Here is an 8769-nt window from a genome sequence, read left to right as displayed (position 1 = left end):
GCCGGCGACAAGCCGGCCTCGGCCAATCATGCCACCCAAGTGCAGGTGGCGCCCTTGATCAGGCCTACTTCTACGAACGGCACCCCATCGTGGATGGCCTGTTCAGCGCGCTGCAGCGTGTCGATCAGAGACTCCAGGTCTGCATCCGAGAGACATTCCAGAACTCCGTAGACGTGCATCGTTTCTTGCCGCACCAGCCATCCGAGCTGATACAGCGTCTGGAGGTCGATGATCCGGCGCAACATGGCGTCTCGCCTCGTGGCGGACTCGGTTCGCTTGGCCTCCGGCCGGGTCATTTCCTCTGCGATCAGCGCTGCGAGCTCGTCACGAAGCAAGGGGTTCATGTCTCTTCCACCGTCATCATTATGCTTGCCAGGAGTGCCTGCACCGCTTGCGGGGTGCTGGCTGCCAGTTCCGGATCGTGGGCATACAGAGCGGAGATCATGCGGGCTTTGAGCCTTGCAGGAACGCTACGGCCGCTCTGCGCGGTTGCCGCCTCTACTGTCTCGATCAGGGAGGCCAGCTTTGCAGGGTCCAATCCCACATTCTGAGACGCCTGAGACGGGCCTTGTGCTTCAAGGTCCCGCCAGACCAGGTCGTCTATCGACACGCCGAAATGGCGCGCCAATCCGGCGACGGTGGCATAGCCCGGCATCTTGGTCGTGCCGTTAATGATCTTGCTGATGGCCGGCTGGCCGACACCCGCAGCGGAGCTGGCGCGGCCTTGGCCGCCCTGCAGCTGGGAAGTGGTCAGAAAGCGCAGATTCTTGATGAGAAAGTCCATAGCGGAAGGTTCGCGGTTACCGTTCGTCGGGTCGAATGCCTATAGGCATTTAATTGCTTGACCGGGACATTCCTATAGGCATAATCGGGGTATGGACCCCATCGCTGCCATCGACGAACTGCGTGCCGCCCGCCTGACGGATGAGGCCATCGCCTCTGCCGTGGGTGTGCGGCAGTCCACCATCAACCGAATCCGCAATGGCAAGCGGCGTCCGTCCTATGCGGTCGGAAAGGCGCTGGTTGACCTGGCTGCCGCCCGTCGCCGTAAGCGCCGAACGACGCAGCCCAAGGGGAACGCGTCCCGGCCAATCAAAGACTTGGGCCCGCTGCTGGACAGCCGCATGAGCAAGCGCGCGCTGCGCGCCAAGCTGGGTATGGACAGCGACAAGCACCTGTCCATCTTGCTGCAGCTTCCGGTCGAGCAGGTCGAGGCCTGGGCGGATGAGGACATGGTCCCTGCGCTGCCGCAGGTGATGAAGCTGCTGGGGCACGCCGAGCAGCAGGAGCCGGCGCAGCCGGCGAACGAAGACCCCGATGCAGACCGCATCGCCCCTATTGAGGTGGCCTGATATGCGCGCGCTGTCCGATAAGTGGAATCCCCGGCTTTGGCTGCGCGATTGGCTGGCCAAGCCTTCGAAGAACGAGCTGCTGCAGGAGCAGCGGACCAAGGCCGGGCTGCGCGAAGCAACCAGGCTTTGGCACGCCGACCAGAACCGACGGAACGCTATTCGTCGATCAGGTCCTTCGCGGCCTGAATCATGTCCTCTGCCTCCTGTCGCGAAAGCGTCGACGCCTGATGTTTCACCAGTTCGATCACCTGATCCCTGAAGTCTTCGCGCTGCGGCTGATTGCGCGCAAGAACGGTAACCACTGCACGTAGCGCGCGCAGTTCTGCAGTCGTCGATTTCGAGCTCATGTCGCCCTCCTTGCGGGCTTGGTTGTTGGCACATCCAGCGTAGCGCAAGGAGGGCGGCGCCAGTCGTCCCTGAGTAGTAGTCCATGGCGCACATGATGCGCCGCCGCAATGCCCCGAAAAACCTTTAAACACCTGTCTCCCCAAGGTGACCCATGACTTGCCGAACCTCCTCTTTGAACTGGCTGGACGTGCTCTACAACTCCGTGCGCAAGACGCCCGGCGGCGTGGCCGATGCAGCTGCCTACCTGGCCGACCGCCGCGGCAAGTCGATGCACCCGGAGACGCTGCGCGCGAAGCTGCGCGGCCTTGAGGGTGAGTCGCTGACGATCGAGCACGCCGAACTACTGACCGAGTGGATGCAGGAGAAGGCGGGCGGCTGCGAGTACGCGCTGGAGTGGATGCAGGCGCTGGCCGGCCAGTTCGGCATGGCCGTGGACGTGGTCCCGCCGCCGCCGGAAGGCGGCTGGTCGGACGAGATCGGCGCCATCCAGACGAAGCTGCTGGAGATCACCTCGCGCGTGGGCAAGCTGTCGGGCTCCGCTGTGGAGGCCATGTCTGACCGCTGCATCGACAGCGACGAGGCCGAGCTGATGGTGAGCGAGGTGCGTGCGCTGCGCACGATGGCGCACCGCCTGGAGCGCAACGTGGCGCGGGCTGCGGGCAAGGGGAGGGCGCGCCGATGAACCATCCGGCCCGCGCCACCGATCCCAGCACCAGCCACGAAGCTGCGCGCCACGTCGTCGACAGCGGTCTGCAGGAGGACCAGCAGGCTGTCGCCCTGTCCGCCGTGAAGCGTGCCTCTGGCCTCACCAGCAACGAACTGGCGCATCGCATGCAGCTGGACCGATACATGCTCGCCCGCCGCCTGCCTGAGTTGGCAGAGGCTGGTTTGGTCTGGCGCGGCCCGAAGAAGCCCTGCCAGGTGTCTCGCCGCAGCGCATGCACCTGGTGGGCCGTAGCCCCCGGCGAAAACCTGCAGTTGGTGGTCTGAAATGAGCATTTCCCTGATGACCGCCGCGTGGCGCCTGGATCTTCCGGCCTCGCCGAAGCTGGTGCTTCTGGCCATGTGCGACTGGGCGAATGACGAAGGCGCCAGCCTGCATCCGTCGGTGAAGGCGGTTGCCATCCGCGCATCCATGAGCGAGCGCAACGCCAAGCGCGTCCTGCACACCCTGATCGAGGCCGGTTGGCTTTCGGTGGTGGGTAATTCCCTGGGCGGAAAGCCCGGCATGACCCGCCAGTACCAGCTGAATGCCGCCGCGATCATGCGTGGGGGACTCACCCCGACGGGTGACAACTTGTCACGGGTGACAGATCGGGCACGGACGGGTGACACCACGGGTAATGGACGGGTGACAAATGGAGCAGAGACGGGTGACACCCGTGTCACCCAAACCACCATAGATCCATCAGTAGAACCACCAAAGAAGAGCAAGCGCGCAAGCGCGCCGTCTGCTCAGGCGGTGGATCTCGACTTTTCGTCCTGGCCGGCCTCGCCCTCCCCGCAGGTGCTGGGCGACTGGCTTCACCTTCGCCGCACCCGCCGCGCTGCGGTGACCCCGACCGTTCTCGAGAGCTTCGGCCGCGAGCTGCATCTGGCCGCTGCCATGGGCTTCACGGTCGACCAGTGCCTGGCGAAGTGCTGCACCCGCAACTGGCAGGGCTTCGAAGCCGCATGGCTTGAGCGTGACCTGCCGAACACCACCCGAACCTCTGGAGCCGCCCATGGAAGCCATCGCGAGTCTGCTGCCGAACGAGTCCTGCGCCACGCTGCCGAAGGCGAGCGTGAGGAGCAGCAGCGCCGTTTCGACCAAAGGCGCCGAGGCGCCGGCCAAGCCGGTGCTGTCATCGACGGTGACGCGCACGTTGTGGGTTCGGATGGCTGAGGTCTACGGGAGCCGCTGGACCAGCAGCTATGGCGACAACCCCAATCAGGGCGCCGCGCTGACGTGGGCGAAGGGGCTAGCCGGATTGAGCGGTGAGCAGCTGGCCGGCGGCATCAGCGCCTGTATCGCCTGCGCTGACCCTTGGCCGCCGACGTTGCCTGAGTTCCGCATGCGTTGCCTGGGTATCCCGTCGTTCGCGGCGGTACGCGCGGACGGCACCCGGCAGGACGGCTTCACCCGGTTGGTGTGGCAGTACCTCGACGGGCACCGCTACCGCATGTCCAGCGCCGAGCATGCCGATCGCCTGCTGCGCGAGGCCTATGACCAGGCCAAGGAGCACCTGATGCGCGGCGGCGACCTTCCGCCGGCGCCGGCGGGGGAGATTCAGCAGGAGCGCCGTGACTCAGCGCCCGCCACCCGCGAGCAGGTGCAGGGCCACATGGCTGATATCGCCCGCGAACTTGGCCTGTCGGCGGCCGAGGCTGAGGCCATGGGAGCTGATGGCGTGCTGCAGGCGGGCGCGCAATGAGCCAAGACCACCTCGCCCTGGAAGTCCGCCCGGCCTCGGAGCCGGTGGCCGAGGCCGGCTGGTATCTGGCCTACGGCTACGGGATCAAGCCACTCGTGCTGTACGCCGCCCGCGGAACCACGGTCTGGCGTGACGGCATGCGCCAGATCCCGATCACCCGATACGCCGGCCCCGTGCCGGAACTGCGCTGACGCGCGCTGCCCGACCCTTCAAGGAACAGCATCGATGAAACCTCTCGTCATCTACCACTCGAACTGCGCCGACGGCTTCAGCGCGGCATGGGCCGTCCGCCAGGCCATCGAGGCCGAGTTCCACCCCGGTGTGCATGGCACCCCGCCGCCGAACGTGACCGGCCGCGACGTGATCCTGGTGGACTTCTGCTACAAGCCGGAAGTGCTGATGGTGATGCGCAAGGCGGCTCGCTCAATCTTGATTCTGGATCATCACAAGAGCGCAGAGGCCGAGCTTCCAGCATGTAGCAGTGGGCGTCCCGATGCGCTGACCGTCTTCAGGATGGATGCGTTGGAATGGACGGCGCCGAAGACCTGGAACTACTTCCTGGGCTGTGTGTATCAGGACCAGTGCGAAGGTGCTCCCCACGCCAACATCTATGCGCTGTTCGATATGGAGCGCAGCGGCGCCGGCATCGCCTGGGACTTCTTCCATCCCGGAATGGCTCGTCCAAAACTGATCGACTATGTAGAAGATCGCGACCTGTGGCGCTTCGCTCTTCGTGGCACGCGCGAGGTACAGGCGGCCATCTTCAGCTACCCGTACAACTTCGATGTGTGGGATCTGCTTGCGGCGACGCCCATTGAGACCCTGCGCGCTCAAGGTGTCGCCATTGAGCGCAAGCACCACAAGGACGTGGCTGAGCTGGTGGAGGTCGCTAAGCGCCAGATGGTGATCGGCCATTACGACGTGCCGGTGGCCAGCCTGCCTTATACCCTGGCAAGCGACGCGGGTCACCTGATGGCCAAGGGCCATCCGTTCGCCGCCTGCTACTACGACAAGGCGGAGGGTCGGGTGTTCAGCCTGCGCTCGACCGATGACGGCGTGGACGTGAGCGAGGTGGCCAAGCTCTATGGGGGCGGTGGCCACGCGCGCGCTGCAGGCTTCACCGTTCCGCGCGATCACGAGTTGGCGCGTTGCTGATGGACTTCGCCAACTACAACACGCGCAGCCGGTACGCCAAGGAGATCAACGCAGGCTACTCGGCGCGGCTGAACGGCCAGCGCTTGAGCGACAACCCGCACCTGGTGTGGATCGAATGCGAAACGGAGGACGGCGCCAACCGCCGTGCCGGCCCGCTGAGCGAGAAGGCCGAGGCCTGGCAGCACGGGTGGCGTCTGGCGGACGAGGCCGCGCGCTGATGTGGTCGAAGGCGCCGCCGCCGAACAAGGAAGAAGCGGCCCGGATCGAACTGGCCAAGACCGGCCCCTGCATGGCCTGTCTGGTGCGGTACTCGCAGGGCCTGATGGCGCAGCGCTACGTGGTCTACGGCTGCGAGTACAACCACGCCAAATCAGGGGACCGGCGGCGCGGCCACTTCTTCGGCTACGCGCTGTGCCAGTGGCACCACCAGCGCTACTTGAGAGAGGGCATGACCGAACAGCAGATGGTGGAGCGTTGGGGGCCGCCGTTGCATTACTCGAAGAGGTTCCACGAGGCGTTCGGGTCGAACGACGACCTGATCGCCCAGCAGACCTACATCAACAAACTGAGGGCAGCAGCATGATGGACAGAACCAACACCTACGCGGGCTCGGTGCGCCGGCTTTTCGAATCCTTTCCCGAGGCACGGCTGAGGATGCGGGATCTGTGCGCGTTGGCCAAAGCTGACACAGTGGAGCTGCGCTCCCGAATTCGCAGTGCGGTCCGCGACTTGGTCGCATCGGGCTTCCTGGCTAAGGAGGGCAGCGGGCAGCGAGCCGAGTACCAGAATTCCGGGCAGGGGATGCGCCGCACCTTTGTTGTCACCGACGAGCAGCGGGAGAAGTGCAGGGCAGACAAGGCAATGAAGCAGGCGGCCTACCGTGCATCGAAGCGTGCCGGCGCCTCCCCTCGCGCGCCGGACAAGATGACGATCAACCGTGCACGGGTGGATCTTCGCGCCGACCTGGCCCCGGCCAAGCCGTGGGGCAAGGAGAAGAGCGGCCAGCGGGCGGCCGAGACTGTGGAGCAGTTCCAGGCGCGGGGCGGGCAGGTGCTGCGCCTGACGGCCAGCTGGGAGCAGGCAGCATGAGCGGCCCGGCCCGCGTGTGGGTTGTGCTGAATTCAAAGGGGCTGGCGTTCGCCATGGAAACGTCGGAGCCGCCAGGGCACGTACTCAAGAATGGCGAGACGGCGATTCCCTATGTTCCAGCCGCGGCGGCCGCCGAGACCGGCCTGACCGAAACCATTGAGAGCAGGGCTCTGGATCTTCTTTGCGGCGAGTGCGACCTCGACCGCGAGGACTACGACGAGGGCGAACGGATCAATGCCGGGGAAGCGCTCCGCGCCGTAGTTGCGGCGCTGACCCCGCCCGAGGGGTGGGTGCTGATGCCCTTGGAAGCTACTGCCGAGATGCTGGATGACGCATGTGCCGCATTTCCGGGATTCGCCGGTGAGGATCAGATCGATGCTGTCTATGCGGCGCTGATTGCTGCTCGCCCGGAGGTGGCCTGATGGACGCCATCGAGAAGCGGGCGCGCGAGTTGCTGTTGTCGCACTACAGCGCGGCAGGGTTCCAGCAGGGCGATCCTCTGGCGGCAAGCGACGCAAATGCTGTGGCAATCAAAGCCATCGCCACTGCCCTGACGCCGCCGGATGGCTATGTGCTGGTGAACCATACGCAGCTGCGCCAGCTACTGCGGGATGTGGTGACCGCCTCTGACTTTGTTGGCTGCAGGGCCCAGTCGAAGCCGCTCGCTCGCCGACTGGCTGACCAGGCATGGGCCCTGATCGAGACGCCTGCTGGGGCCGTTCGCCCGGAGGTGCCGGGTGCCTGACCGCGCACTGGAGCTGGTGCTCCCCTGGCCGAGCAAGGATCTGTCGCCGAACGCGCGCGTGCACTTCCGGGTAAAGGCCCGGGCCACGAAGTTGGCCCGGCAGACGGCCGCAGTGCTGGCGAACGAGGCGGGCTGGCGCGGCATGGTGCTGCCGCCGGGGCGGCTGCACCTGTGGATCGACTGCTACCAGGCGCCGGGCAAGAAGTTGCCCGACGACGACAACATGACTGGCCGCTGCAAGGCGTACCGGGACGGAATCGCCCAGTTGCTCGGGATCGATGACGGGCGGTTCCAGGCGCACCTGTTCGTGAAGGATGAGCGTCGGCCGGGTGGCCAAGTGGTGGTGCGGATTACGGGCGGGCCGGCAGCGGCCGGCCACTCAACGATAGGGGAAGGGGCATGAATCCACGTGAGGCGATGGGACGGCTGGGGCCGACCACTGTGAAGTTCGATATCGGCCGGGGCGGCGGAAAGCCGGACCTGACGAACCAGGACATTGCCGCGGCGCTGGGCATGGTGCCGGCCGGGCTGGGCCGGGAGCTGCTGGAGGCGTGCTGGTGGCCGGACGGCGCGGCGCTCAGGCAAGGCGCCCTGAGGGACGCCATCCTGTCGCTCGTTATGCCTGAGCTTGCGAGACAGGCCAGGAAGCTGACGGAGGTTCACCTGGATCTGCAGCTGGCCGAGGCAGCCGTATCATTCGCAGGCAGGTCGCCGACCACCACGCAGCGGAATGAAGTGGCCCGGTGCCGTTCAGAGTTGGCAGTAGCACGGGCAGCAACCTGGCCAAAGAACACTGCTGATCATCTACCGGCGATCGCCCGGGCAGCCATAGTTGAGCTGTCTGGCGGCAACAAGTGCATGGCCTGTGGCGGCCGACAGTACAGCATGGAGGAAGCAAAGGTTACGATGTGCAAGGAGTGCCGTGGCACCGGGCTGGAACCGAACCCTGATCGGCGCCGCGCCTTGGCCATCGGTTGCGACCCATCGGACTATCCGCGTAGGTGGCGCGTGGTGTATGAATGGATTCTGGTGAAGATGAGCGATGCGATGGCGGGTGCTGAGCGGCAGTTCGTGGTGACTCTTTCAAGGGATGCGGCGTGATAAACCCGCTGCACGTGAATTTCTCGTTGCAACGCAAGCCCGGCTGGCGGCAGAAGCCTGACTCTACGTGCGACGTGTACGTCGTGATGGCCCGTGATGGCTCGGGGCCGATGTACGTAAAGGTTGGGATGAGCAGCCACCCTGAGTCTCGGCTGGTGTCGATCCAGACGGCCTGTCCGCTTCCGCTGCTGAGAGCGATGGCTTTCACCTGCCGGTCTACTGCCCTGGCCCGGGCGGCTGAGGGAGCGATGCATCTGCACCTGTGCGAGTACTCGACAGTCGGCGAGTGGTTTCGATTCGACTGGGGTGAGGAAAGCAAGAGCTTGCTTGAGACGGCTATGAACGATTTGATTGAGCAGGTGGACGGCAGAAACCTGCGCCAGATCGACCTGTCTACCGTATCTCGTTCGGTCCTGGAAAGGAGGAGAGAGGCCGAGCACGTCCGCTCGAAACAGGTAGCTGCGGCCATGGAGAAGCATCGAGTGGCTGTGGAGTTGCGCGCTCCATATAAAAGTCCGTAATTTTCTACCATCGCGCACGACCCGACCCCGGCCATACAGCCGGG

Annotated in this window: 18 protein-coding genes; 15 read left to right on the top strand and 3 right to left on the bottom strand. The window is 65.2% G+C overall.

The window, feature by feature from the left end:
• Nucleotides 1-26 precede the first annotated feature (26 nt).
• On the bottom strand, nt 27-344 hold the full coding sequence (locus ACZK5G_RS13530) for a hypothetical protein (RefSeq protein WP_248858161.1): 318 nt from the start codon (nt 342-344) through the stop codon (nt 27-29).
• A complete protein-coding gene (locus ACZK5G_RS13525) occupies nt 341-784 on the bottom strand; it encodes a helix-turn-helix domain-containing protein (RefSeq protein ID WP_227852734.1) in 444 nt (147 codons plus the stop codon). Before ACZK5G_RS13525 ends, ACZK5G_RS13530 begins: the two co-directional genes overlap by 4 nt.
• 91 nt (nt 785-875) lie before the next feature.
• Here ACZK5G_RS13525 and ACZK5G_RS13520 point away from each other — a divergent pair, with 91 nt between their 5' ends.
• The gene (locus tag ACZK5G_RS13520) at nt 876-1352 is read left to right on the top strand and encodes a helix-turn-helix domain-containing protein (protein ID WP_478463732.1); all 477 of its coding nucleotides are present in this window, start codon (nt 876-878) and stop codon (nt 1350-1352) included.
• 155 nt (nt 1353-1507) lie between these two features.
• On the opposite strand, the gene ACZK5G_RS13515 is transcribed toward ACZK5G_RS13520, so the two are convergent.
• Nucleotides 1508-1699: a hypothetical protein gene (locus ACZK5G_RS13515; RefSeq protein WP_478463731.1), complete on the bottom strand. Its 192-nt coding sequence runs from the start codon at nt 1697-1699 to the stop codon at nt 1508-1510.
• A 152-nt stretch (nt 1700-1851) separates the two neighbouring features.
• Here ACZK5G_RS13515 and ACZK5G_RS13510 point away from each other — a divergent pair, with 152 nt between their 5' ends.
• The 14 genes from ACZK5G_RS13510 to ACZK5G_RS13445 are packed head-to-tail and all read left to right on the top strand — an operon-like array spanning nt 1852 to nt 8725.
• Nucleotides 1852-2382 carry a phage regulatory CII family protein gene (locus ACZK5G_RS13510; protein ID WP_478463729.1) on the top strand — a complete coding sequence of 177 codons (531 nt, stop codon included), beginning with the start codon at nt 1852-1854 and terminating at the stop codon, nt 2380-2382.
• Entirely contained in the window at nt 2379-2690 is a 312-nt protein-coding gene (locus tag ACZK5G_RS13505) for a winged helix-turn-helix domain-containing protein (RefSeq protein WP_478463728.1), read from the top strand. Before ACZK5G_RS13510 ends, ACZK5G_RS13505 begins: the two co-directional genes overlap by 4 nt.
• A gap of 1 nt (nt 2691) precedes the next feature.
• On the top strand, nt 2692-3585 hold the full coding sequence (locus ACZK5G_RS13500; protein ID WP_478463727.1) for a helix-turn-helix domain-containing protein: 894 nt from the start codon (nt 2692-2694) through the stop codon (nt 3583-3585).
• Entirely contained in the window at nt 3578-4114 is a 537-nt protein-coding gene (locus ACZK5G_RS13495) for a hypothetical protein (protein WP_478463725.1), read from the top strand. Before ACZK5G_RS13500 ends, ACZK5G_RS13495 begins: the two co-directional genes overlap by 8 nt.
• Complete coding sequence (locus ACZK5G_RS13490) at nt 4111-4305, top strand: hypothetical protein (protein ID WP_478463724.1); 195 nt, start codon at nt 4111-4113, stop codon at nt 4303-4305. The genes ACZK5G_RS13495 and ACZK5G_RS13490 overlap by 4 nt, the downstream gene beginning before the upstream one ends.
• 34 nt (nt 4306-4339) lie before the next feature.
• On the top strand, nt 4340-5269 hold the full coding sequence (locus tag ACZK5G_RS13485; protein ID WP_478463723.1) for a DHHA1 domain-containing protein: 930 nt from the start codon (nt 4340-4342) through the stop codon (nt 5267-5269).
• A complete protein-coding gene (locus ACZK5G_RS13480; protein WP_478463722.1) occupies nt 5269-5487 on the top strand; it encodes a hypothetical protein in 219 nt (72 codons plus the stop codon). Before ACZK5G_RS13485 ends, ACZK5G_RS13480 begins: the two co-directional genes overlap by 1 nt.
• Nucleotides 5487-5852, top strand: coding sequence for a Ref family recombination enhancement nuclease (locus ACZK5G_RS13475; RefSeq protein WP_478463720.1), 366 nt, complete (start codon nt 5487-5489; stop codon nt 5850-5852). The genes ACZK5G_RS13480 and ACZK5G_RS13475 overlap by 1 nt, the downstream gene beginning before the upstream one ends.
• Nucleotides 5849-6358: a hypothetical protein gene (locus ACZK5G_RS13470; protein ID WP_478463718.1), complete on the top strand. Its 510-nt coding sequence runs from the start codon at nt 5849-5851 to the stop codon at nt 6356-6358. The genes ACZK5G_RS13475 and ACZK5G_RS13470 overlap by 4 nt, the downstream gene beginning before the upstream one ends.
• On the top strand, nt 6355-6780 hold the full coding sequence (locus ACZK5G_RS13465) for a hypothetical protein (protein WP_478463716.1): 426 nt from the start codon (nt 6355-6357) through the stop codon (nt 6778-6780). Before ACZK5G_RS13470 ends, ACZK5G_RS13465 begins: the two co-directional genes overlap by 4 nt.
• Nucleotides 6780-7103, top strand: coding sequence for a hypothetical protein (locus ACZK5G_RS13460; RefSeq protein WP_478463714.1), 324 nt, complete (start codon nt 6780-6782; stop codon nt 7101-7103). Before ACZK5G_RS13465 ends, ACZK5G_RS13460 begins: the two co-directional genes overlap by 1 nt.
• Nucleotides 7096-7506: a hypothetical protein gene (locus ACZK5G_RS13455; protein ID WP_478463712.1), complete on the top strand. Its 411-nt coding sequence runs from the start codon at nt 7096-7098 to the stop codon at nt 7504-7506. The genes ACZK5G_RS13460 and ACZK5G_RS13455 overlap by 8 nt, the downstream gene beginning before the upstream one ends.
• A complete protein-coding gene (locus ACZK5G_RS13450) occupies nt 7503-8204 on the top strand; it encodes a hypothetical protein (RefSeq protein ID WP_478463711.1) in 702 nt (233 codons plus the stop codon). Before ACZK5G_RS13455 ends, ACZK5G_RS13450 begins: the two co-directional genes overlap by 4 nt.
• On the top strand, nt 8201-8725 hold the full coding sequence (locus ACZK5G_RS13445; RefSeq protein WP_478463710.1) for a GIY-YIG nuclease family protein: 525 nt from the start codon (nt 8201-8203) through the stop codon (nt 8723-8725). Before ACZK5G_RS13450 ends, ACZK5G_RS13445 begins: the two co-directional genes overlap by 4 nt.
• Nucleotides 8726-8769 lie beyond the last annotated feature (44 nt).

This window comes from Stenotrophomonas sp. 62841_Sma, from assembly GCF_056482945.1.
This window is presented reverse-complemented; position numbering and strand designations above follow the sequence as displayed.

Excerpts from the sequence above, each read along its gene's own strand:
- ACZK5G_RS13475 (WP_478463720.1), top strand. The coding sequence starts at position 5,487 with ATGTGGTCGAAGGCGCCGCCGCCGAACAAGGAAGAAGCGGCCCGGATC.
- ACZK5G_RS13480 (WP_478463722.1), top strand. The coding sequence starts at position 5,269 with ATGGACTTCGCCAACTACAACACGCGCAGCCGGTACGCCAAGGAGATC.
- ACZK5G_RS13515 (WP_478463731.1), bottom strand. The coding sequence starts at position 1,699 with ATGAGCTCGAAATCGACGACTGCAGAACTGCGCGCGCTACGTGCAGTG.
- ACZK5G_RS13485 (WP_478463723.1), top strand. The coding sequence starts at position 4,340 with ATGAAACCTCTCGTCATCTACCACTCGAACTGCGCCGACGGCTTCAGC.
- ACZK5G_RS13510 (WP_478463729.1), top strand. The coding sequence starts at position 1,852 with ATGACTTGCCGAACCTCCTCTTTGAACTGGCTGGACGTGCTCTACAAC.
- ACZK5G_RS13530 (WP_248858161.1), bottom strand. The coding sequence starts at position 344 with ATGAACCCCTTGCTTCGTGACGAGCTCGCAGCGCTGATCGCAGAGGAA.
- ACZK5G_RS13495 (WP_478463725.1), top strand. The coding sequence starts at position 3,578 with ATGGCTGAGGTCTACGGGAGCCGCTGGACCAGCAGCTATGGCGACAAC.
- ACZK5G_RS13525 (WP_227852734.1), bottom strand. The coding sequence starts at position 784 with ATGGACTTTCTCATCAAGAATCTGCGCTTTCTGACCACTTCCCAGCTG.
- ACZK5G_RS13500 (WP_478463727.1), top strand. The coding sequence starts at position 2,692 with ATGAGCATTTCCCTGATGACCGCCGCGTGGCGCCTGGATCTTCCGGCC.
- ACZK5G_RS13450 (WP_478463711.1), top strand. The coding sequence starts at position 7,503 with ATGAATCCACGTGAGGCGATGGGACGGCTGGGGCCGACCACTGTGAAG.
- ACZK5G_RS13465 (WP_478463716.1), top strand. The coding sequence starts at position 6,355 with ATGAGCGGCCCGGCCCGCGTGTGGGTTGTGCTGAATTCAAAGGGGCTG.
- ACZK5G_RS13490 (WP_478463724.1), top strand. The coding sequence starts at position 4,111 with ATGAGCCAAGACCACCTCGCCCTGGAAGTCCGCCCGGCCTCGGAGCCG.
- ACZK5G_RS13520 (WP_478463732.1), top strand. The coding sequence starts at position 876 with ATGGACCCCATCGCTGCCATCGACGAACTGCGTGCCGCCCGCCTGACG.
- ACZK5G_RS13460 (WP_478463714.1), top strand. The coding sequence starts at position 6,780 with ATGGACGCCATCGAGAAGCGGGCGCGCGAGTTGCTGTTGTCGCACTAC.
- ACZK5G_RS13470 (WP_478463718.1), top strand. The coding sequence starts at position 5,849 with ATGATGGACAGAACCAACACCTACGCGGGCTCGGTGCGCCGGCTTTTC.
- ACZK5G_RS13505 (WP_478463728.1), top strand. The coding sequence starts at position 2,379 with ATGAACCATCCGGCCCGCGCCACCGATCCCAGCACCAGCCACGAAGCT.